A 20,514-nucleotide genomic window follows, 5' to 3' on the forward strand; every position below is an offset into this window, starting at 1 on the left:
CGCCCCGTTATGATCCGCACCCTCCTCTCCGCCTCACTCGCCGCCCTCCTCGCCGTCGCCGCCCCGGCGTCGGCCAAGGAAAGCCAGCCTGACCGCCCGACCTACGGCCCCCGGCTGGAGGGTTACAACTACCCCTTCCCGGTCCGCACCTACGCCTTCAACTCCCAGCGCCAGCCGCTGGAGATGACCTATATGGACGTGGCCCCGACCGGCCCGGCCAACGGCCGCACCGCCCTCCTGCTGCACGGCAAGAACTTCTGCGCCGCCACATGGGCGCCGACCATCCGCGTCCTGGCTCAGGCCGGTTTCCGCGTGATCGCCGTTGATCAGATCGGCTTCTGCAAGGCGTCAAAACCCGCCGACTATCAGTTCAGCCTCCCGCAACTGGCGACCAACACCAAGGGCCTGCTCGACAGCCTGAACATCGACCGCGCCGTCATCGTCGGCCATTCGATGGGCGGCATGCTGGCGGCCCGCTTCGCCATCCAGCATCCCGACGCCGTCGAGCGCCTGGTTCTGGTCAACCCCATCGGCCTGGAGGATTGGCAGGCCGAGGGCGTCCCCTACGCCCCGCTGGACGCCGCCTACGCCAACGAGCGCCGCACCACCTTCGACACCATCAAGACCTATCAGCGGAAATTTTACTACGACGGCCAGTGGCGACCCGAATACGACGAACCCGTCGCCATGCTGGCGGGCATGTACGCCGGTCCGGGCGGCGACGCCGTCGCCTGGAACCAGGCCCAGACCTCGGACATGATCTTCACCCAGCCGATCGCGCACGAGTTCGCCCGCATCGCCGCCCCCACCACATTGATCATCGGCGGGACCGACCGCACCGCCCCCGGCGCCAACCGCGCCTCGCCTGAGATTCAGGCCCGCCTCGGCCAATATCCCGCCCTTGGCCGCCGCACCGCCGAGGCCATTCCCGACGCGACCCTGGTCGAATTCCCCGCCCTCGGCCACGCCCCTCAGACCCAGGATCCGGCCCGCTTCCACGCGGCCCTGCTGAAGGCCCTGAACTGACCAACTATGCAGGCTAAGCGGGGCTCTCCATCCTAATGCCGAACGCAAACCCCAGGTCTTTCAGCAGCTTGGCACTTTGAACCGGCTTTCTTCCGGCCATAGGTAGCGCCGCCCGCATCTGGTCGGCATGACCGATGATAGCCAATACCTACCCGACTCCCCGCCGCCGCAGACGCGACGTTCCGCCGAGACCTGGGCGGCCGCCCGCGCAGACTATCTGGCCGGTGGTTCCGCCGCCGAGGTCTGCGAGCGCCACAGCCTGTCCCTCTCCACCTTCCGGTGGCGAGCTCAACAGGAGGGCTGGCGAAAAATGGATCAACCGCTCTCCGCCCCTTTTCACGTCACCGACGACCCGGGCGACTATCGCAACTGGATGCCAGCGCCCACGCCGATGGATGACGACGCCGATGCCGGCGCGCCGGCGGACACGCCTGCGGCTGCGGCCGACGATGCTGCTTCCGTCTCCTTCTCGCACGGGAACGAGGACGCATATGAAGACGCCCTGCCCGCCGCCGCCGACCTGTGCGAACAGGCCTGGTACAACGCCGCCCGCGCCATCCGTCACGGACGTATGATCGAGGCGCGCGGCTGGACCCGTCTGCACAAGGAGTTGGCCGCAATCGCCCATGATCGCGACGCCGACCGGATGCGGCGCCTCAACGACAGGATCGGCCGCGACCTGGCGGACCTCAAGGCCTCGATCGGCGCCATGCGCACGGCCCCAAAGGATTTGTGACCCCATCGGCTGAAGTTGGACTCTTGGACTCGTTGGACTGTTTTTTCCGGAGTCCAACTTCCGGGCCGGGTTGACGCCCCGCCCCCTGCGGCGGACTGTCGCGGCTGCCCCATGTAGCCTTCAAGAGTCCGCGATGATCCGTCCCTCCCTGCGCGCCGCCCCTCTCGGTCTTGGCCTCGCCTTCCTGCTTGTCTCGACCGCCCCCGCCGCCCTCGCGCAACAGGCCTCGACCTATCCGCCCGCCCTGCCCGCAGCCCTGCCCCCGATCCCCGACGCCCAGGACGTCGCCTACCCTGGCGTCATCACCCTGGATGTCGACGCCACCAACCTGGCCCAGCACATCTTCGCGGTGACCGAGACGATCCCCGTCGCCCAGGCGGGTCCGATGACCCTGTTCTTTCCCGAATGGCTGCCCGGCAACCACGGCCCCGTCGGCCCCATCGCCCAGCTGGCGGGCATCGAGATCACCGCCAATGGTCAGCGCGTCGAGTGGGTGCGCGATCCCCTTCATCTCTTCGCCTACCACGTCGTCGTCCCGGCCGGCGCGACCGCGCTGAACATCACCATGCAGCACCTGTCGCCGACCACCGGCGCCCAGGGGCGGATCACGATGACGCCCGAGATGCTGAACATTCAGTGGGAGAAGATGCTGCTCTATCCCGCCGGCCACTGGTCGCGGAACATCACGGTCCAGCCGACGGTCAAGTTTCCGACCGGCTGGCAGTTCGGCACGGCCCTGGAGCCCGAAAGCAAGACCGGCGACGTTCAGACCTTCAAGCCCGTCAATCTGGAAGTCCTGATCGACAGCCCCGTCTTCGCCGGCGTCCACTATCGCCAGATCGATCTGGACCCCGGCGGCCGCTCGCCGGTCCGCGCCAACTTCGTCGCCGACGACGCCAAGAGCCTTGAGGCCACCGACGATCAGATCCAGATCCTGCGCAACATGGTCGATCAGATGGACCGCCTCTACGGCGCACGCCACTTCGATCACTACGACTTCCTGATCGCCATGACCGACAAGCTGGGCGGCATAGGGCTGGAGCATCATCGCAGCTCCGAAAACTCAGTCGATCCCGCCTTCTTCACCGGCTGGGCTGCGCATCTGGCCGACCGCGACCTGCTCAGCCACGAGATGAACCACTCCTGGGACGGCAAATGGCGCCGCCCGGCCGACCAGTATGTGCCCAACTTCAACAGCCCGATGCAGAACAGCCTGCTGTGGGTCTACGAGGGCCAGACCCAATACTACGGCCAGGTCGTCGCCGCCCGCTCGGGCCTGCTGACCAAACAGCAGGCGATGGACTCGCTGGCCATGACCGCCGCGACCTTCGACACGCGCGTCGGCCGCGAATGGCGCGCGATGCAGGACACCACCAACGACCCGATCATCAGCCAGCGCCAACCCAAGGGCTGGCTGTCGTGGCAGCGTGACGAGGACTACTATTCGGAGGGCCAGCTGATCTGGCTCGACGTGGACACCACGATCCGAGAGAAGACCAACGGCCGCAAGTCGCTCGACGACTTCGCCCGCGCCTTCTACGGCGTCCAGGACGGCGATTACGCGCCCGCTCCCTATACGTTCGAGGACGTGGTCGCGGCCCTGAACGGCGTCGTCGCCAACGACTGGGCGACCTTCCTGCGCACGCGCCTGGACGCCGACGGCCCCGACGCCCGCGCCCCGCTGGACGGCCTGGCGCGCGGCGGCTGGCGGCTGGCATACACGGACACGCCCACCGACTATATGAAGACCCTGTATGCCGAGCTGAAGCGCAACGACTTCACCTATTCCCTGGGCTTCCAGACCGGCGAGGCCAACAAGATCCGCAGCGTCCAGTGGAACAGCCTGGCCTTCAAATCGGGTCTCGCCGCGGGCATGGAGATCGTCGCCGTCAACGGCCAGGCCGCCACCGCCGACCGCCTGAACGAAGCCGTCACCGCCGCCAAGGATCCGGCTGTCCCCATCACGCTGATCGTCAAGGACGACGACCAGTATCGCACCGTCGTCTTCGACTACCACGACGGCCTGCGTTTCCCGCGCCTGGAACGGATCGCAGGCACGCCCGACCGCCTCGGCGACATCCTGACGCCGCGCAGGCGCTGAAGGCATACGTCTCCTCCCCGCAACGTGGGGAGGGGGACCGCGCGTAGCGTGTTGGAGGGGCTCTTGAAGTCCCACAGGCGCCCGTGGTGCGTCGCTGAACCCCTCCGTCACGGCGCGAAGACACGCCGCGCCACCTCCCCATTTCATGGGGAGGAGACACAACGCCACGCTTGACGCATCGCCCATCGCCTCCGACGGTGCGGCTCCCCCTGCCGATGTGGATGACCTGATGCCGCGTACCCGCCTGACCGCCGCCTGCCTCGCCGTTTTGATGACGGCCGCCGCCGCTCCGGCCCTGGCCCAGACCTTCCAGTCCACGCCCGTCATTACCGATGCGACCCAGGCGCCGCTGGCCCTGCCCCGCGCCCAGCCGGCCATCCCCGCGCCGCAGGACACCCCCTATCCCGGCGTCATCCAGTACCGCGCCGACATCACCGATCTGGACCGCCGCATCATCAACGTCAGCCAGACCATTCCCGTCGCCGGCCCCGGCCCGCTGACCCTGCTCTACCCGAAGTTCCTGCCCGGCAACCACGCCGCCACCGGCCCAATCCAGCTGATCTCCGGCCTGACCGTGACGGCCAATGGTCAGCGGATCGAGTGGCTGCGCGACACGCTGGACCCCTATGCCTTCCATCTCGACATCCCCGCGGGCGTCGCCAGCATCGACGTCGCCTTCCAGCAACTGACCCAGCCCGACAGTTCCAACTGGCGCGTGCTGATGACCCCGGCGATGGTCAATCTGCAGTGGGAGAAGGCCATCCTCTATCCGGCCGGCTATTTCAGCCGCCAGATTCAGGTCGCCCCGAGCGTGGTCCTGCCCGCCGGCTGGAAATACGGCACGGCCCTGAGCACGGCCTCGCAAGACGGCGACGTGGCGACCTTCGCCCCGACCGACCTCTACACCCTGATCGACAGCCCCATCTTCGCCGGCGCCCACTACCGCCGCGTTGACATCGACCCCAGCGGCGACCGCGTCCACCTGAACCTGCTGGCCGACGAGGCCAAGGGTCTCGCCGCCACCGACGAGCAACTGAAGCTGTACGAAAACATGGTCCAGCAGGCCGACCATCTGTTCGGCGCCCGCCACTTCGACAACTATGAGTTCCTGTTCGCCCTGACCGATCAGATGGGCGGCATCGGGCTGGAGCATCACCGCAGTTCCGAGAACACCGGCGCCCCCGGCTTCTTCACCGACTGGGCCAAGAGCGCCGGCGACCGGGGCCTGCTGCCCCACGAATATGCCCACTCCTGGAACGGCAAATTCATGCGACCGGCGGACGAGCTGACCGCCAACCACAACGTTCCGACCCAGAACACCCTGCTGTGGGTCTATGAAGGCCAGACCGAATACTGGGGCGATGTGCTGGCCGCCCGCGCGGGCCTGCATTCCAGGGAGGTGGCGCTGGCCACCCTGGCCAACGTCGCCGCCTTCTATGACGAGCAGCCGGGCCGTCAGTGGCGCGCGCTGCAGGACACCAACAACCACAATCTGCTGGGCTATCGCGTGCCGGGCCAGTTCACCTCGTGGATGCGCGGCACCGGCGACTATTACCGCGAAAGCCTGCTGGTCTGGCTGGACGCCGATACCCTGATCCGCGAGGGCACCAATGGGCGCAAGTCCCTGGACGACTTCGCCAAGGGCTTCTTCGGCCACGACGACGGCGAATGGGCGCCCCAGGGCTATCGGTTCGAGGATGTGGTCGCCGCCCTGAACGCCGTCTATCCGCACGACTGGGCCGGGTTCCTGCGCAGTCGCCTAGACGCCGTCGGGCAGGACGCCAAGGCGCCCCTGGCCGGGATCGAACGCGGCGGCTGGCGGCTGACCTACACCGACACGCCGTCGGCGGCCGAGAAGTCGGTTCAGAGCGGCTGGGCCAACGACTTCCAGTATTCGCTGGGCTTCACCCTGACGTCGGACAAGCTGACCAACATCCGCTGGGGCGGCCCGGCCTTCGATCAGGGCATCGGCGCCGGCTGGAGCCTGGTCGCCGTCAACGGCAAGGCCGGCTCGGCCGAGGTTTTGCGCGACGCCGTGACCGCCGCGAAAGGGACCGACGCCCCCATCGAACTGCTGTTGAAATCCGGCGACCGCTTCCGCACAGTGGCCTTCGACTACCACTACGGCCTGCGCTACCCGCGCCTGGAACGGATCGAGGGCGCGCCGGACCGCCTGTCGGACATCCTCGCGCCCAGGCGGCGCTAAACAAGTCTCCTCCCCGCTTCGCGGGGAGGGGGACCGCGCGAAGCTTGGTGGAGGGGCTCTCACCGTCCCACTGACATCCGTTAAGGAGCCCCTCCGTCACGGCGCAAGAGGCGCCTCGCCACCTCCCCATCGCTTCGCGACGGGGAGGAGACGGTCGTCGTCCTACGCCTTCAACAGACCCAGCAGCGCCTCGGCCGCTTCACGCGACGAACCCGGGTTCTGACCCGTCACCAGCTTGCCGTCGACGACGACATACGACCCCCAGTCCGGCCCCTTGGAATAGTCACCGCCATTGGCGATCAGCACGTTCTCCACCAGGAACGGCACCACGTCCGTCAGACCCACCGCATCCTCTTCGGAGTTGGTGAAGCCCGTCACCTTGCGGCCGTTGACCAGCGGCTTGCCGTCCGCGCTGGTCACGGACTTCAGCACGCCGGGCGCATGGCACACGAAGCCGGTCGGCTTGTCCGCCTTGGCGAAGGCCTCGATCAGGGCGATGGATTGCGCATCATTGGCCAGGTCCCACAGCGGCCCGTGGCCGCCGGGATAGAAGACGGCGTCGAAATCATCGGCCTTCACTGACGACAGGACGACGGTCGAGGCCAGGGCGGCCTGCGCCTCGGCATCGGCCTTGAAGCGGCGCGTGTCGTCGGTCTGGGCGTCGGCGTCGTCGCTCTTGGGGTCCAGCGGCGGCTGTCCGCCCTTGGGCGAGGCCAGCACGACCTGCGCGCCCGCGTCCTTCAGCGCGTAATAGGGGGCCGCCAGCTCTTCCAGCCAGAAGCCGGTCTTCTTGCCCGTGTCGCCGAGTTGATCGTGCGACGTCAGCACCAGCAGGATGTTCATGGGAAGGCTCCGTCTCTTGGGGTGTCCACAGATGGGAAGCCGCACGCCGCCCCTCAAGACTGGCCTCCGAACGGGAAACACACCACCCTGCCGGTTCCACTCACGAGAGGCGAAGTCGCATGAAGCGTTGGATCGGTCTGTTCGCCGCCCTGCTGGGCCTGATGACCTTCAGTCAGACCGCCCATGCGGCAGCGCCCTGCGGCATCGGCCAGGCGGGCGCGACCCAGGCCGTCCCCATCGGTCGGACCGGGCGCACGATGCTGCTCCACCTGCCCGCAGGCTTTGATCCGAACACGCCCGCGCCCCTTGTCTTCCTGCTGCACGGCAGCGGCGGCACGGGCGAGAAGATGCTGGCCTCGTCTCGGTTGGCGGAAGCGGCGGACAGGCACGGCTTCATCGTCGCCGCGCCCGACGCCGGCATTCCGGTCGAGCAGGGCTTCGTCTGGAACATACCCGGCGTTCCGACCATCACCGGCGCGGTGCCCGGCCCCGGCGACGCCGACGACGTCGCCTATCTGACGACCGCAATCCGGGTGCTGGCGGATCAGGGCTGCGTCGATGACAGCCGCGTCTATGCCACGGGCCTGTCGGGCGGCGGGCGGATGACGTCCTGGCTGGGCTGCGTCGCCGCCGACCGGTTCGCCGCCATCGCCCCCGTCGTGGGCCTGCGCGCCGGCAATCCGAGGAAGGACCGACCGGAACAGCCCGATCCCGCCACCTGCCGTCCCTCGCGCCCCATGCCGATCATCGCCTTCGCCGGTGACGCCGACACGACCAATCCGATCCAGGGTGGTGGCGCAGGCTACTGGCATTACACCATGCACGCCGCCGAACAGCGCTGGGCCCAGATCAACGGTTGCACGCAAATCCGCGACACCCGCTGGGTCGCCGACAAAGTCTATGAGGAAGGCTACGCCGCCTGCCGCGACGGCGCGGACGTGGTGGGCCGTATCACCGCCGGCGGCGGCCATAGCTGGGTCGCCGACAACGACGCCCTGTGGGCCTTCTTCGCCACCCGCCGCCGCCCACAACGCTGACCGTCCACGCGCCTTGCGGACGACAGCAGTCCCAACGGCCTCAAGTAGCGCGAAGCGCGGTAGGCCCCGCAAACAAAAAGACCCGGCGGTTTCCCGCCGGGCCTTTCCGATATTCAGCAAATGCCGAAAGTCAGATCTTACTTGATCTGGACCTTGGCGCCGGCTTCCGTCAGCTTCTTGGCGACTTCGTCGGCGTTCTGCTTGGAGACGTTCTCGACGACGTTCTGCGGAGCGCCTTCGACCAGGTCCTTGGCTTCCTTCAGACCCAGGTCCGAACGCACGCCACGGACTTCCTTGATCACGTTGATCTTCTTGTCGCCACCGTCCAGCAGGACGACGGTGAATTCGGTTTGCTCTTCGGCAGCTTCAGCCGGAGCACCGCCACCGGCAGCCGGAGCAGCCATGGCGACGGGAGCAGCGGCGCTGACGCCCCACTTTTCTTCAAGCAGCTTCGACAGTTCAGCGGCTTCGAGAACGGTCAGAGCGGACAGGTCTTCGACGATCTTGGCGAGGTCAGCCATTGTCAGTGTTCCTTCGGAGGATTGGTTTTAGAGAGTGATGCAGAGATGAAAGGCTGGGCCGCTTACGCGGCTTCCTTGGTGGCGTAGGCGTTGAACACGCGAGCCAGCTGACCGGCGGGTGCTTGCAGCACGCCAGCGATACGAGTCGCAGGCGCGTTGAGCAGGCCGATGAGTTGACCGCGAACCTCGTCGAGCGTCGGGAGCTTGGACAGTGCGTCCACGCCCTTTTGGTCGACGATGGTCGAGCCCATGAAGCCGCCGACGATCTTGAAGCGATCGTTGGCCTTGGCGAACTCGGTGGCGACCTTGGCGGCCGTACCGGGGTTCTCGGAATAGGCGATGCCCACGGGACCCTTGAACAGGCCGTGGAATTCGCTGCCTTCTTCGGCTTCGAGCGCCTTCAGCGCCAGGCGGTTCTTGACCACCTTGAACGCGCCGCCTTCTTTACGAAGACGACCACGCAGATCTTCCATTTCCGCAACGGTCAGACCCAGGTTTTGGGTCACGACCACGGAGCCGGCGTCGGCGAATACGCCCTTGAGCGTTTCGATCGACTCGGCTTTTTGAGCGCGGTCCATTGCGGTCTCCAGTCTTGGTATTCGCCGCCGGGCTTATTCCCGACGACGGATTGGCCAAAGCGCCGTGCATCGCTGCAAAGCGTTCGAGCCGGTCGTATTGTCCGAAGGATGCGTCTGACGGCGTCCGTCCCGGAATGCGGGCTGACAGCGCAGGGTCGCGTCCCCATCTCCCCACGGCGTCAGAGGGCTCTCTGACAGTTATGGCCTGGGTGACCCCCACGCCCCGAAGTTCTCGGACAGGACCGTCAAAGGAATGAACCAGTGACGGGAAGCGGCGCTCTTACAGGGACGGATCACGGAAATCAAGGCGCAGATAGCATGGCGTATGAACTCTACTATTGGCCGACCATCCAGGGACGGGGCGAATTCGTCCGTCTGGCGCTGGAGGCGGCCGGCGCCGACTATGTCGATGTCTCGCGCCAGGACGACGGCAAGGCGATGATGAAGCTGATGGCCGACGCCGCCACGCCGCCCTTCGCCCCGCCCTTCGTGCGCCTGGGCGACCGCACCGTCGGACAGGTCGCGGCCATCCTGGCCTGGCTGGGTCCGCAACTGGGCCTCAGCCCCAATGGCGACAGCGACCGCGCCTGGCTGAACCAGATCCAGCTGACCCTGGCCGACCTGGTCGCAGAGGCCCACGACACCCACCACCCGGTCGATCTGATGGCCTATTACGACGACCAGAAACCCGAGGCCGCCCGCCGCGCCGAAGGGTTTCGCAAGGAACGGATCGCCAAGTTCCTGGGCTGGGCCGAACAGGTGCTGGTGCGAAACCCGCAAGGCTCGGACTGGATGGTCGGCGACCGCCTGACCTATGCCGACCTGTCGCTGTTTCAGGTGATCGAAGGCCTGACCTACGCCTTTCCCAAGGCGTCGGCGCGTGTCCTGAAGACGACGCCCCATGTGGTCGCCGTGCGCGACCGCGTAGCCGCCCTGCCCCGCATCGCCGCCTATCTGGCCAGCCCGCGGCGCATCCCATTCAACGAAGACGGCATCTTCCGCCGGTATCCCGAACTGGACGACTGAAGTCGTTCAATCTTCCAGGGGCGTGGCGTCGAAGTCGCGGATCAGGGCGGCCAGGTCCGGTTCGTGCACCAAGTCCGCCGCCTCGCTCATACTCATCCAGCGGCGCTCGCGCTGGTGCGCCTCGGGCCAGGCGCCCAGCTGGACCAGCACCTGAAGCGGATAGACCGAGACCACGCACTGGCGCACGCCGCCGTCCTTCAGACCCTTGGCGTAGCGGAAGACGCCGATGGAGGTCTGATCCATCTCGCCGCGCACACCGGCTTCTTCCATGGCCTCTTGGGCGGCCGCCTCGGGATCGGTCTTGCCGACCATCCGACCGCCCTTGGGGATGACCCAGCGGCGGGTCTCGCGCGAGGTGATCATCAGGATCTGACGGCCGTCGTCCGTCAGCCGCCACGGCAGGGCCGCGACCTGACGGGTCTCGGATCGCGCCGTGCGTTTGACGCCCGACGCCATCAGGCGCGGTTCCGACAGGATCGGGTCTTGAGACAGGCCATGCGACGTTTTGCACCAGCGAAAGGATCAGCGCGTTCCAAAGGTGATCGCGCCGCCTGCGTCAAGCGAACTGACGCAGGCGTCCTATTTTTCGCCGGGCGCCTTCGCATCGGGATCCCCCAGGACGTCTTGACGATACAGCATGGTGATCAGGGTGTGCAGCACCAGCGCCAGCGGCGTAGCGAACAGCACGCCCAGGGGCCCGAACAGGGTGCCGATGCCCACCACGGCGAAGATGCCCAGCACGACCGGCAGGTTGGCCACGTTCTTCTGCACCATCGGCGTGATGAAGTTGCTCTCCAGCTGGGACACCACGACATAGAGGGCCAGCGTCATCAAGGCGGTCTCCCACCCTTGGGTCGCGCCCACCAGAACCGCCGGAATGGTCGAGACGATGGGTCCGACGATGGGCACGAACTGCGCCAGGCCCGTCAGCAGCCCCAGACCCAGGGCCGAGGGAACGCCGATGATCGCCAGACCCACGCCCGTCAGCGTGCCGACCAGCACCATCGAGAACAGCTGCGCCTTCAGCCACCCCTTCAACGCCTTGCCACAGCTGTTCAGCACCTCGCGCAGACGGGCCCGACGGTCCATCGGAACCATCGACAGCAGACCCTCGCGAGACTTGGCAGGTTCGATGGCCAGGAACACGCCGGCGACGATGACGAGAACCAGGGTGGTCACGCCGGAGGCGAAACCCAGCGCAAACTTCTGCGCCACCTGCAAGGCCTGGCCCGCTCTGTCGCCCAAACCTTGCAGTTGCTCGAACAGTTGGGCGGCGTAAGGCTGGGCCTGGATCCAGGACTGCACCTGGTCCCAACCCTGGGGCACGACGGCGGACAGAGCCACGACCTGCTCGGTGATCTGGGCGCCGAAAAGGGTCAGTATCCCCGCCAGCACGGCGACCACGATCACCAGCGACAGAAACACCGCCAGCGGATCCGGCGCCTTCAGCCAGCGCACGAGGGGGTCGGCCAGGGCGCGAAGAACCACCGCCACCACGATGGCCCCGAAGATCAGCAGCCACAGCGTCTGCAGCGTCACGATCAGCTGGACCGCGAAATAGGCCGACACCAGCACGATGGCGCCGAACGCCAGCCGCCCCTTCCACGGGTCGCCCCCACCCGAACCTAGGCCCACATTAGCCTTGTCGCCCATCAATCTTCCCAGTCCGAACATATCGCCCCCTTCAAGGTCGCGACAGGAACGCAGGTCGAGCGTGGCCGTTCGCCGCACGCGATAATAAAATCAGTGGGCGTCGGATGACCGCTGATCATAGGCCGTCTGCGCCGCCGCGACCTGGGGCATCTGAGTCTCGGCCCAGTCGATCATGGACTGCATCGCCGCCATCAGGGTGCGGCCCAGCGGCGTCACCGCATAGGTCACGGACACCGGCACGGTCGCCACGACGGATCGCGACACTAGGCCGTCGCGCTCCAGCGACTTCAGCGTCTGGCTCAGCATCTTCTGCGACACCCCATCGATCCGGTGCTTCAGGGCGTTGAACCGGATCGGCCCCTCGCCCAGCACGATCAGGATCAGGGTGCTCCACTTGTCCGCGATCCGGTCCAGCAACTGTCGCGTTGGACAGTTCGCCGCGAACACATCGCCGCGCGTCCAGGTTTCTGCGGGGTGACCAGGTGTCTGAAAGGTGCCGTCTTGCATGGCCGCATCCCATAGCGCACCTGGTATCCATTGGATACCCAAAGGAGCCTTCCATGAAAGTCACAGTCCTCGGCGCCAGCGGTCGCGCCGGCTCGGAAATCACCAGGGAACTGGCCGCGCGCGGTCACGCCGTCACCGCCATCGCCCGCAAGCCCGAGGCCATCCCCGCCGCCGACGGCGTCACGCCTGTGGCGGGCGACGCCTCGGACGCCGCCGCGCTGGCTAAGCTGATCAAGGGTTCGGACGCCGTCATCAGCGCCCTGCACTTCGACGTGCCGGCCGAAACTCTGCTGAACGCACTCAAGACCGCCGGCGTGCCTCGCCTGCTCGTCACCGGCGGCGCCGCCAGCCTGGAGGTCGCGCCCGGCGTCCGGCTGATCGACACGCCCGCGTTCCCCGAGGAGTGGAAGCCCTTCGCACAGGGCGGCATCGTCTTCCTGGATGCCCTGCGCCACGAGAGCGACGTCGACTGGACCTTCTTCTCACCCGCCGCCGTGATCGAGGAAACGCCCCGCCTGGGCCATTTCCGCACCGGCACCGACCAACTGGTCGTGGACGACAAGGGCGACAGCAAGATCGGCTTCTCCGACTACGCCACTGCCATGGTCGACGAGTTGGAAAACCCCCGGCACAGCCGCGCCCGCTTCACCGCAGCCTACTGAGGTCTATTGGGCCGCCATGCCCTGCGCAGCCTCGGCCATGGCGGCCTTCATCTCGCGACGTTCGTCTGGCGTGCATTTCAAGCGGCTGCACATGGCGTCGCCCATGCCGGCCAGCATCTCGGGCATCACAGACATGGCGGCCGCATTCAGTCGCGGCATGGCCTGCACGCTCTTGACCAACAGGTTCTGGCCGACATCGCTCTCATAGAAGGCGACCATGGCCCGAAGCTCCTCCAGCGTGAAGATATCGGCATAGACGGGAGCCATGGCTTCGAACATCCGAGGCATCATGGCCTGGGTCATGTCCACGACCACCTCTCGAATCGCGGCGGCGTCGGAGGCGCTTAGGTCTTCATCGGACTCCGGGATCATGGACTCGACCATCTGCCCCATGGCGGTCGTCATTTCCTCGCCCTGGATCAGCATGACGAACTTGTTGGCCAGGGCCAGGCGCCCCGCCTCGTCGCTACGTACGTCCGCCAGGGCGGCGCCCGGCGCAACCAGCAGCGACACGGCAATGCACAGCCCGCCGATGAGTTGTTTCATGTCATCCCCCAGATAGGCGCGCATCCTGACGGCTGCGACTACTCTCGGGCAAGAAAAAACGGCGGGGATCGCTCCCCGCCGTTCTTCAGTACCGGTTGTCTTTAGGCTTAGGCGCCCAGCGAGGACGGGTCGACCTTGATGCCCGGACCCATCGTCGAAGACAGGCTGATGCGCTTCACATAGGTGCCCTTGGCGCCCGACGGCTTGGAACGCACCAGGGCGTCCACGATGGCCTTCACGTTGGCTTCCAGGGCGTCCTGGGTGAACGAGACCTTGCCGATGCCGGCGTGGACGATGCCCGCCTTCTCGACGCGGAACTCGACGGCGCCGCCCTTGGCGTCCTTGACGGCCTGGGCCACGTTCGGGGTCACGGTGCCGACCTTCGGGTTCGGCATCAGGCCGCGCGGGCCCAGCACCTTACCCAGACGGCCGACCAGGGCCATCATGTCCGGCGACGCGATCACGCGGTCGAACTCCATGAAGCCGCCGGCGATTTTCTCGTACAGATCTTCGGCGCCGACGTGTTCGGCGCCGGCTGCGGTGGCTTCGGCGGCCTTGGCGTCCTTGGCGAAGACGGCGACGCGAACGTCACGGCCCGTACCCGACGGCAGGTTGACGACGCCACGGACCTGTTGGTCGGCGTGACGGGGATCGACGCCCAGGTTGACGGCGATCTCAAGGGATTCGTCGAACTTCGACTTGGCGTTTTCCTTGGCCAGCTTGATGGCGTCGGAGAACGGCAGCAGGTCTTGGCTGACGCCGGTGCGGGCTTTCTGAGCCTTGGTTTGCTTGGCCATGGTTTAGCCCTCCACCACTTCGAGGCCCATCGCGCGGGCGGAGCCTTCGATGATCTTGGTCGCGGCGTCGAGGTCGTTCGCGTTCAGATCTTTCATCTTCTTTTCAGCGATCTCGCGCAGTTGCGAAACCTTGACCGTACCGGCGGTCTCGCGACCGACCAGCTTGGAGCCCGACTTCAGGCCGGTGGCCTGCTTCAGGTACCAGGTCGCCGGCGGCGTCTTGGTCAGGAAGGTGAACGACTTGTCCTGATAGACGGTGATCACGGTCGGAAGCGGGGTGCCCTTGGCTTCCTTTTCGGTGCGCGCATTGAACTCCTTGCAGAAGCCCATGATGTTCACGCCGCGTTGACCCAGAGCGGGGCCGATCGGGGGCGAAGGCGTGGCCGAACCGGCCGGCACTTGCAGCTTGATATAGCCGAGAATCTTCTTGGCCATTGGTCTCTCCTATGAATGACCCGACGACTGAACGCAGGGCCGGTGAGCCGTGGTGCGGCATGGCTGCCTCCCACGGATTTGCCGCCCCGCGAGCCGAGGCCCGCCGAGCGAAGGCGCGCGTGTAACAGAGGGGGGGCGTAAAGGCAACGCGCCAACGTCCTCGCGACGCCGAAACGAAAAAGCCGCGCCCTTTCGGACGCGGCTTCAAATCTGGGAGGTGCGTAGGCGTTAGCCCGAAACCTTCTCCACCTGGGCGTATTCCAGCTCGACCGGCGTGGCGCGACCGAAGATCGAAACGGCGACGCGCAGGCGGGCGTGTTCTTCGTCGACGCTCTCGACCGAACCGTCGAAGCTGGCGAACGGGCCGTCGATGACCTTGACCTTCTCGCCGATGTCGAAGCGGATGGTAGGCTTGGGACGTTCGACGCCTTCTTCCACCTGGCCGATGATGTTCTGAACTTCACGTTCCGAGACCGGCAGGGGCTTGGTGCCGCCCGCGGCGCCCAGGAAGCCGGTGACCTTCGGGGTGTTCTTGACCAAGTGATAGGCCTGGTCCGTCATTTCCATCTTCACCAGCACATAGCCGGGGAAGAACTTGCGTTCCGAGTTCACCTTGCGGCCGCGACGGATCTCGACGACGTCCTCGGTCGGAACCAGGATTTCGGAGAAGGCGTCTTCCAGACCCTGCTGCTTGGCCTGGTCGCGAATCTGCTCCGCCACCTTCTTCTCGAAGTTCGAGTAGGCGTTGACGATATACCACTTGTGGCGCGGATTGGCGGGCTTTGCGGGCGCTGCATCGGTCATGGGCGCGTCTTTCTCAGGATCCGAGAGCGATGATGTAGCGGAAGGCGAAGCCCAGGCCGGTGTCCACGATCCAGAAGAAGATCGCGGCGATGATCACCATGATGAAGACCATCACCGAGGTGATCCAGGTCTCCTTACGGCTGGGCCAGACGATCTTGCGACCCTCGGCGCGAACCTGGCTGAAGAACTGGCCGGGGCTGGTGCGGGGCTTCTTGGGCTCGGGCGAATCGACCGTGATGGCGGCGGCGCCGGCCGCCTGGGGCTTGGCGCCCATCTGGGGCTTTGCGCTGCCCTGAGGCCGCTTGCCGGGAGTTTTGGCCTTGGCCATCAGTTGCTCTTCACACAATTGTTCCTGTCGCCCCAGATGGGAAGTCCCATCCGGAAGCGACAGGGAGGATTGGCAGGAGTTGGGGGACTCGAACCCACGACCCCCGGTTTTGGAGACCGGTGCTCTACCAGCTGAGCTAAACTCCTAGACAACCGCTCGAACCCTCAGGTCCGTGCGTTCGCCAGAGGGGGGCGTATGCCCGACACCGCCCTGCATTTCAAGGGCGATATGACACTTCCACCTAGTCTTCCTGATGCGCGGCGATGGCGTCCCGCTCTTCCTGAGCCTGGATCAGTTCCTTGAAGATCAGCTTGTCGATGCGGCGGTCGTCCATGTCGACGACCTCGACCTCGAATCGGCCGACCTGGACCACTTCGCCCTCATCCGGCACGCGCGACAGCTGGTGCAGAATCAGGCCGGCGACGGTGTGGTAGCCCTCGTGATCGCCGAAATCCTCGCCCAGCTTGTCGGCCAGTTCGTCCAGATGCGTCTGACCATCGACCAGCCAGCTGCCGTCGGCGCGCTGATGGATCCAGGCCTGTTCCTCGTCGTGACCCTCGTTGAAGTCGCCGGCGATCATTTCCAGAATGTCGGTCGCGGTCACCACGCCTTCGAAGGCGCCGTATTCATCGACGATGAAGGCCATGTGGACCTTGGAGCCCTTCAGGATCTCCAACGCCTTCAGCACCGAGGTCGACTGGGGAATGAAGGCCGGCTCGGCGACCAAGGGTTCGATGTCGAACTTGCCGTGCGTCAGCAGGCTGTCCAGCAGGTCCTTCTTGTGGACCACGCCCAGCGGATTATCGACGTCGCTCTCGCGCGCCACCACGATCCGCGAATAGGGGCAGGTGCGAATCTCTTCGCGCAGGATTTCCTCGGGATCGTCCAGCGCGATCCAGAAGACGTCGTGCCGCGGCGTCATGGCCACCCGCACAGGGCGGTCGCCCAGGCGCAGTATCTCTTCGATCATCACCTGTTCTTCGGGCTCGATCAGGCCGGCCGAGGTGCCTTCCGCCAGGATGGTCGCCACCTCTTCCTGGGTCACGTCCGAACCGTCACGGTCCTTGACGCCCAGCAGTTTTAGAATGCCCGAGGTCGAGGCGGTCAGCAGCAGCACGAACGGCTTCAGCACGATCGCCATCTTGGAGATCGGCCCCGCCATCTTGGACGCCACCGGTTCCGGGAAGATCAGGGCGATCCGTTTGGGCACCAGTTCGCCGACGATCAGCGAAACATAGGTGATGCACACGACCACCAGGGCCGTGGCGAAGACTTCGGTGTATCGCGCCAGCGCCGGGAAACTGACTTCCAGAATACGATCCAGCTCGCCTGCGATGGTCGCCTGACCATAGGCGCCCGCCAGAATGCCGATAAGGGTGATGCCGACTTGAACGGCGGACAGAAACTGAGTCGGTTCTTCCGACAGCTTCAGCGCCGCCCTGGCCCCCCGGTCTCCCCGTTCCGCCCTCGCCTGGAGTTTGGATTTCCGCGAGGAGACGACCGCCAATTCAGTCATGGCGAACAAGCCGTTAAGCACCACCAGGAGCAGAACGACGACAATAGCGATGAGTAACATCTAGGGGGGTGTGGGGACCGACGCGGCGCAACATTCGGCGTCCGCGACGCTACAATAGGGCAGGATCGCGGCTAGCGCCACGTTTTCCTTTGAGCCTCAGCCCGCCCGCCCCGCATCGACCGAACCATAGCCCCCTGAAATCGGCCGACCGTCGGCGTCATATTGGGTCGCGCAGGCGCTCATGCCCAGAACGGTGCCGATGAAAAGACCCAGGCGGATGGCGCGTCGCATTTGGTTACCGAAAAGTTAACGTCCGTACCGAACGTAAACCCCGGTTCCCGGTTGCAGGCAAGACGCCTCGCGCGATGGGCGAACCAACCACTCCCCACGCCCCACGCCCCACCCCTTCCCTCTCACATTGGGAGAGGGCTTGAGCGCCCGAGAGCGGAGCGATCAGCTTGGCGCGAAAGGGTGAGGGATTACGCCGTGCGACGCGATCAGCACCGTACCCCTTCATCCGGCTCTGCAAGCCACCTTCTCCCCATGGGAATGGGGAAAAGCAAAACGGCCCCCGGATTTCTCCGGGGGCCGCTCTGTTACGCTTACTGTATCTCTCGGCCTCATGCAGCGCGTGAGCGCGTTAGGCCAAAAGGATGTGTCGACTACTCGACGATCTTGGCGACGACGCCGGCGCCGACGGTGCGGCCGCCTTCACGGATGGCGAAGCGCAGGCCTTGGTCCATGGCGATCGGGGTGATCAGTTCGACGTTCAGCTCGGCGTTATCGCCGGGCATGATCATCTCGACGCCTTCCTTCAGGTGAACGATGCCGGTCACGTCCGTGGTGCGGAAGTAGAACTGCGGGCGATAGTTCGTGAAGAACGGCGTGTGACGACCGCCTTCTTCCTTGGTCAGGATGTAGGCTTCGGCCAGGAACTTGGTGTGCGGCGTGATGGAGCCCGGCTTGCACAGCACTTGGCCGCGCTCGACGTCTTCACGCTTGGTGCCGCGCAGCAGAACGCCGACGTTGTCACCGGCTTGACCCTGGTCCAGCAGCTTGCGGAACATTTCGACGCCCGTGCAGGTCGTCTTCTGGACCGGACGGATGCCGACGATTTCGACTTCTTCACCGACCTTGACGATACCCTTTTCGACGCGGCCCGTGACCACGGTGCCGCGGCCCGAGATCGAGAAGACGTCTTCGACCGGCATCAGGAAGGGCAGGTCGACCGGACGTTCCGGCTGCGGGATGTAGGCGTCGACGGTTTCCATCAGGGCCAGAACGCGCTGTTCGCCGATTTCCGGGTTCACGCCGTCGGTCGCGGCCTTGGCCGAGCCCTTGGTGATCGGAATGTCGTCGCCGGGGAACTGGTAGGACGAGAGCAGCTCGCGCACTTCCATCTCGACCAGTTCCAGCAGTTCTTCGTCGTCGACCAGGTCGACCTTGTTCATGAAGACCACCAGGGCCGGCACGCCGACCTGACGGGCCAGCAGGATGTGCTCGCGGGTCTGCGGCATCGGGCCGTCAGCGGCCGACACCACCAGGATCGCGCCGTCCATTTGCGCCGCGCCGGTGATCATGTTCTTCACATAGTCGGCGTGGCCGGGGCAGTCGACGTGGGCATAGTGACGGTTGGCCGTCTCATATTCCACGTGCGCGGTGTTGATCGTGATGCCGCGCGCCTTTTCTTCCGGCGCAGCGTCGATGTCGGCGTAGTTCATCGCCTTCGCGCCGCCGGCCTTGGCCAGCGTCATCGTGATCGCCGCCGTCAGCGTCGTCTTGCCGTGGTCAACGTGACCAATCGTGCCGATGTTGCAGTGCGGCTTCGTGCGTTCGAACTTTTCCTTGGCCATGGCCAAACTCCTGATGGCCCGGGTTGAGGGGCGCGATGCTGATCAAAAAACCTGGAGCGGGTAGACGGGATCGAACCGACATCCTCAGCTTGGAAGGCTGCTGCACTACCATTGTGCTATACCCGCGCGGAGACTGCGGAAGTTCTTAAGGGAACGCCGCAGCCGGTTCCTCTCCGTCGTCCTGATCCGTCGTATCCGTCAAGGCGCGTGGTGGGGGAAGAAGGACTCGAACCTTCGAAGCTTACGCAGGGGATTTACAGTCCCCCCCCTTTGCCACTCGGGACATTCCCCCAGCGCGCCTTGTCGAACCGCCGGACCCCTCGTTCCGCCCATAAAGAAGCGGGACGAAACAAAAGCCTTCGGCTTGTCGCCTCCTCTAGGATAGAGGGGGCGCCCAGACCCGAAAGCCCTTGGGGCTCCAAATCGGAGGGCGTCTTATAGTGTCGTCGAAATCAGAACGCAACGACCGTAGAAGCGGTAAAAAACCGGTCTTCGGAAACCGGCCTGACGGACCGCGCGACAAGGGTCAAAAGCCCGCCGCGCAAGGGTTTGGCGGGCGCGACGATGCGCCCCGCCCGCCCCGTGCGCCGGATCGGAACAAGTCGGACGCCGATAATTTTCTGTGGGGCCGTCACCCGGTCCTGGCCGCTTTGGCGAATCCCGCGCGTCGCGGCACGGGTCGCCTTCTGGCCACGGCCGAACGCGCCGCCGAGATCGAAGAGGGCAAACTGGCCCACGGTCACAAGATCGAGGTGGTCGAGGTCCAGGCCCTGACCCGGATGCTGCCCCCCGGCGCCGTGCACCAGGGTCTGGCCTTCAAGGTCCAGCCGCTGGAAGGCGTGTCGTTGGAAGAGCTGGCCGATCCGGCCCAGGGCGTCATCGTCATGCTGGACCAGTTGACCGATCCCCAGAACGTCGGCGCCATCTTCCGTTCGGCCCTGGCCTTCGGCGCGCGGGGAATCATCGTCCAGGACCGCCACGCCCCCGCCCTGGCCGGGGCCCTGGCCAAGGCGGCGGTCGGCGCCACCGAACGCTTGCCCCATGCGCGCGTGACGAATCTGTCGCGCGCCCTGGAACGTCTTGCCGACATGGGCTGGCGCGCCGTCGGCCTGGACGGAAGGGGAGAACAGACCTTGGAAGAGGCGCTGGATCGCCAGCCCACCGTCCTGGTGATGGGGTCCGAGGGCGACGGCATCCGGCGCCTGGTCGCCGAGCACTGCGATGTCCTGGCCAAGATCCCCATGCCGGGCGGATTCGAGAGCCTGAACGTCTCCAATGCCGCCGCCGTCGCGCTTTATGAGGCGTCACGCGCTCAACGCGGCTGACAGAAGGTCGCACC

At 65.8% G+C, this 20,514-nt stretch carries 22 protein-coding genes and 3 tRNA genes; 8 read left to right on the top strand and 17 right to left on the bottom strand.

The genetic code is table 11. The annotated features are described in order from the left end of the window. Positions 1-9 precede the first annotated feature (9 nt). From ACP69V_RS09285 to ACP69V_RS09300, 4 genes are all read left to right on the top strand, one after another. Complete coding sequence (locus tag ACP69V_RS09285) at positions 10-1,026, top strand: alpha/beta fold hydrolase (protein WP_426023582.1); 1,017 nt, start codon at positions 10-12, stop codon at positions 1,024-1,026. Positions 1,027-1,153: 127 nt separating this feature from the next. Beyond that, the gene (locus ACP69V_RS09290) at positions 1,154-1,762 is read left to right on the top strand and encodes a hypothetical protein (RefSeq protein ID WP_426023583.1); all 609 of its coding nucleotides are present in this window, start codon (positions 1,154-1,156) and stop codon (positions 1,760-1,762) included. 133 nt (positions 1,763-1,895) lie between these two features. Continuing rightward, positions 1,896-3,863, top strand: coding sequence for a M61 family metallopeptidase (locus ACP69V_RS09295; RefSeq protein ID WP_426023584.1), 1,968 nt, complete (start codon positions 1,896-1,898; stop codon positions 3,861-3,863). Between the two features lie 229 nt (positions 3,864-4,092). Beyond that, a complete protein-coding gene (locus ACP69V_RS09300; protein ID WP_426023585.1) occupies positions 4,093-6,069 on the top strand; it encodes a M61 family metallopeptidase in 1,977 nt (658 codons plus the stop codon). Positions 6,070-6,231: 162 nt separating this feature from the next. Here the strand turns inward: ACP69V_RS09300 and ACP69V_RS09305 are convergent, their stop codons facing one another. Further along, on the bottom strand, positions 6,232-6,912 hold the full coding sequence (locus ACP69V_RS09305; protein WP_426023586.1) for a type 1 glutamine amidotransferase domain-containing protein: 681 nt from the start codon (positions 6,910-6,912) through the stop codon (positions 6,232-6,234). 119 nt (positions 6,913-7,031) lie between these two features. Here ACP69V_RS09305 and ACP69V_RS09310 point away from each other — a divergent pair, with 119 nt between their 5' ends. Next, positions 7,032-7,949, top strand: coding sequence for an alpha/beta hydrolase family esterase (locus tag ACP69V_RS09310; protein ID WP_426023587.1), 918 nt, complete (start codon positions 7,032-7,034; stop codon positions 7,947-7,949). 137 nt (positions 7,950-8,086) lie between these two features. Here ACP69V_RS09310 and rplL read toward each other — a convergent pair whose 3' ends face one another. Together rplL and rplJ are read right to left on the bottom strand one after the other, a co-directional pair. Further along, positions 8,087-8,470: a 50S ribosomal protein L7/L12 gene (gene rplL, locus ACP69V_RS09315; RefSeq protein ID WP_135193045.1), complete on the bottom strand. Its 384-nt coding sequence runs from the start codon at positions 8,468-8,470 to the stop codon at positions 8,087-8,089. A gap of 62 nt (positions 8,471-8,532) precedes the next feature. Beyond that, positions 8,533-9,048, bottom strand: coding sequence for a 50S ribosomal protein L10 (rplJ, locus tag ACP69V_RS09320; protein WP_426023588.1), 516 nt, complete (start codon positions 9,046-9,048; stop codon positions 8,533-8,535). Between the two features lie 318 nt (positions 9,049-9,366). Here rplJ and ACP69V_RS09325 point away from each other — a divergent pair, with 318 nt between their 5' ends. Then, positions 9,367-10,074, top strand: a complete 708-nt coding sequence (locus ACP69V_RS09325) for a glutathione S-transferase (RefSeq protein ID WP_426023589.1) — start codon at positions 9,367-9,369, stop codon at positions 10,072-10,074. A 6-nt stretch (positions 10,075-10,080) separates the two neighbouring features. Here the strand turns inward: ACP69V_RS09325 and ACP69V_RS09330 are convergent, their stop codons facing one another. The 3 genes from ACP69V_RS09330 to ACP69V_RS09340 form a co-directional block, all read right to left on the bottom strand. Then, positions 10,081-10,530, bottom strand: a complete 450-nt coding sequence (locus ACP69V_RS09330) for an NUDIX hydrolase (protein ID WP_426023590.1) — start codon at positions 10,528-10,530, stop codon at positions 10,081-10,083. Between the two features lie 123 nt (positions 10,531-10,653). After that, positions 10,654-11,727, bottom strand: coding sequence for an AI-2E family transporter (locus tag ACP69V_RS09335; RefSeq protein ID WP_409718454.1), 1,074 nt, complete (start codon positions 11,725-11,727; stop codon positions 10,654-10,656). Between the two features lie 90 nt (positions 11,728-11,817). Then, positions 11,818-12,234, bottom strand: a complete 417-nt coding sequence (locus ACP69V_RS09340) for a winged helix-turn-helix transcriptional regulator (RefSeq protein WP_426023591.1) — start codon at positions 12,232-12,234, stop codon at positions 11,818-11,820. A 53-nt stretch (positions 12,235-12,287) separates the two neighbouring features. Between ACP69V_RS09340 and ACP69V_RS09345 the strand changes: the two genes are divergently transcribed. After that, positions 12,288-12,896: an NAD(P)-dependent oxidoreductase gene (locus ACP69V_RS09345; RefSeq protein WP_426023592.1), complete on the top strand. Its 609-nt coding sequence runs from the start codon at positions 12,288-12,290 to the stop codon at positions 12,894-12,896. A 3-nt stretch (positions 12,897-12,899) separates the two neighbouring features. Here ACP69V_RS09345 and ACP69V_RS09350 read toward each other — a convergent pair whose 3' ends face one another. The 11 genes from ACP69V_RS09350 to ACP69V_RS09400 form a co-directional block, all read right to left on the bottom strand. Further along, positions 12,900-13,442 (bottom strand): DUF2059 domain-containing protein, encoded by a 543-nt coding sequence (locus tag ACP69V_RS09350; protein ID WP_426023593.1) that lies wholly within the window; start codon positions 13,440-13,442, stop codon positions 12,900-12,902. Between the two features lie 107 nt (positions 13,443-13,549). Further along, complete coding sequence (rplA, locus tag ACP69V_RS09355) at positions 13,550-14,239, bottom strand: 50S ribosomal protein L1 (protein WP_135193052.1); 690 nt, start codon at positions 14,237-14,239, stop codon at positions 13,550-13,552. A gap of 3 nt (positions 14,240-14,242) precedes the next feature. Further along, the gene (gene rplK, locus ACP69V_RS09360) at positions 14,243-14,674 is read right to left on the bottom strand and encodes a 50S ribosomal protein L11 (RefSeq protein WP_135193053.1); all 432 of its coding nucleotides are present in this window, start codon (positions 14,672-14,674) and stop codon (positions 14,243-14,245) included. 228 nt (positions 14,675-14,902) lie between these two features. Beyond that, positions 14,903-15,478 (bottom strand): transcription termination/antitermination protein NusG, encoded by a 576-nt coding sequence (gene nusG / locus ACP69V_RS09365; protein WP_159844899.1) that lies wholly within the window; start codon positions 15,476-15,478, stop codon positions 14,903-14,905. 13 nt (positions 15,479-15,491) lie between these two features. After that, the gene (gene secE, locus ACP69V_RS09370; RefSeq protein WP_135193055.1) at positions 15,492-15,806 is read right to left on the bottom strand and encodes a preprotein translocase subunit SecE; all 315 of its coding nucleotides are present in this window, start codon (positions 15,804-15,806) and stop codon (positions 15,492-15,494) included. 70 nt (positions 15,807-15,876) lie between these two features. Continuing rightward, positions 15,877-15,952 (bottom strand) — tRNA-Trp (locus tag ACP69V_RS09375). A gap of 95 nt (positions 15,953-16,047) precedes the next feature. Next, complete coding sequence (locus ACP69V_RS09380) at positions 16,048-17,382, bottom strand: hemolysin family protein (protein ID WP_426023594.1); 1,335 nt, start codon at positions 17,380-17,382, stop codon at positions 16,048-16,050. A 96-nt stretch (positions 17,383-17,478) separates the two neighbouring features. Continuing rightward, positions 17,479-17,613 (bottom strand): hypothetical protein, encoded by a 135-nt coding sequence (locus ACP69V_RS09385; protein ID WP_426023595.1) that lies wholly within the window; start codon positions 17,611-17,613, stop codon positions 17,479-17,481. 371 nt (positions 17,614-17,984) lie between these two features. Beyond that, positions 17,985-19,175 carry an elongation factor Tu gene (gene tuf, locus ACP69V_RS09390; RefSeq protein ID WP_055753383.1) on the bottom strand — a complete coding sequence of 397 codons (1,191 nt, stop codon included), beginning with the start codon at positions 19,173-19,175 and terminating at the stop codon, positions 17,985-17,987. Positions 19,176-19,227: 52 nt separating this feature from the next. After that, positions 19,228-19,301 (bottom strand) — tRNA-Gly (locus ACP69V_RS09395). 82 nt (positions 19,302-19,383) lie between these two features. Continuing rightward, a tRNA-Tyr gene (locus ACP69V_RS09400) sits at positions 19,384-19,467 on the bottom strand. A gap of 148 nt (positions 19,468-19,615) precedes the next feature. Here ACP69V_RS09400 and rlmB point away from each other — a divergent pair. Beyond that, positions 19,616-20,500 (top strand): 23S rRNA (guanosine(2251)-2'-O)-methyltransferase RlmB, encoded by an 885-nt coding sequence (gene rlmB, locus ACP69V_RS09405; RefSeq protein WP_426023596.1) that lies wholly within the window; start codon positions 19,616-19,618, stop codon positions 20,498-20,500. Positions 20,501-20,514 lie beyond the last annotated feature (14 nt).

This window comes from Brevundimonas sp. PWP3-1b1 (genome assembly GCF_049896065.1).
Lineage (GTDB): Bacteria > Pseudomonadota > Alphaproteobacteria > Caulobacterales > Caulobacteraceae > Brevundimonas > Brevundimonas intermedia_B.

Coding starts and splice junctions, on each gene's coding strand:
- ACP69V_RS09285 (WP_426023582.1), top strand. CDS start 10: ATGATCCGCACCCTCCTCTCCGCCTCACTCGCCGCCCTCCTCGCCGTC.
- ACP69V_RS09290 (WP_426023583.1), top strand. CDS start 1,154: ATGACCGATGATAGCCAATACCTACCCGACTCCCCGCCGCCGCAGACG.
- ACP69V_RS09295 (WP_426023584.1), top strand. CDS start 1,896: ATGATCCGTCCCTCCCTGCGCGCCGCCCCTCTCGGTCTTGGCCTCGCC.
- ACP69V_RS09300 (WP_426023585.1), top strand. CDS start 4,093: ATGCCGCGTACCCGCCTGACCGCCGCCTGCCTCGCCGTTTTGATGACG.
- ACP69V_RS09305 (WP_426023586.1), bottom strand. CDS start 6,912: ATGAACATCCTGCTGGTGCTGACGTCGCACGATCAACTCGGCGACACG.
- ACP69V_RS09310 (WP_426023587.1), top strand. CDS start 7,032: ATGAAGCGTTGGATCGGTCTGTTCGCCGCCCTGCTGGGCCTGATGACC.
- rplL (WP_135193045.1), bottom strand. CDS start 8,470: ATGGCTGACCTCGCCAAGATCGTCGAAGACCTGTCCGCTCTGACCGTT.
- rplJ (WP_426023588.1), bottom strand. CDS start 9,048: ATGGACCGCGCTCAAAAAGCCGAGTCGATCGAAACGCTCAAGGGCGTA.
- ACP69V_RS09325 (WP_426023589.1), top strand. CDS start 9,367: ATGGCGTATGAACTCTACTATTGGCCGACCATCCAGGGACGGGGCGAA.
- ACP69V_RS09330 (WP_426023590.1), bottom strand. CDS start 10,530: ATGGCGTCGGGCGTCAAACGCACGGCGCGATCCGAGACCCGTCAGGTC.
- ACP69V_RS09335 (WP_409718454.1), bottom strand. CDS start 11,727: ATGGGCGACAAGGCTAATGTGGGCCTAGGTTCGGGTGGGGGCGACCCG.
- ACP69V_RS09340 (WP_426023591.1), bottom strand. CDS start 12,234: ATGCAAGACGGCACCTTTCAGACACCTGGTCACCCCGCAGAAACCTGG.
- ACP69V_RS09345 (WP_426023592.1), top strand. CDS start 12,288: ATGAAAGTCACAGTCCTCGGCGCCAGCGGTCGCGCCGGCTCGGAAATC.
- ACP69V_RS09350 (WP_426023593.1), bottom strand. CDS start 13,442: ATGAAACAACTCATCGGCGGGCTGTGCATTGCCGTGTCGCTGCTGGTT.
- rplA (WP_135193052.1), bottom strand. CDS start 14,239: ATGGCCAAGCAAACCAAGGCTCAGAAAGCCCGCACCGGCGTCAGCCAA.
- rplK (WP_135193053.1), bottom strand. CDS start 14,674: ATGGCCAAGAAGATTCTCGGCTATATCAAGCTGCAAGTGCCGGCCGGT.
- nusG (WP_159844899.1), bottom strand. CDS start 15,478: ATGACCGATGCAGCGCCCGCAAAGCCCGCCAATCCGCGCCACAAGTGG.
- secE (WP_135193055.1), bottom strand. CDS start 15,806: ATGGCCAAGGCCAAAACTCCCGGCAAGCGGCCTCAGGGCAGCGCAAAG.
- ACP69V_RS09380 (WP_426023594.1), bottom strand. CDS start 17,382: ATGTTACTCATCGCTATTGTCGTCGTTCTGCTCCTGGTGGTGCTTAAC.
- ACP69V_RS09385 (WP_426023595.1), bottom strand. CDS start 17,613: ATGCGACGCGCCATCCGCCTGGGTCTTTTCATCGGCACCGTTCTGGGC.
- tuf (WP_055753383.1), bottom strand. CDS start 19,175: ATGGCCAAGGAAAAGTTCGAACGCACGAAGCCGCACTGCAACATCGGC.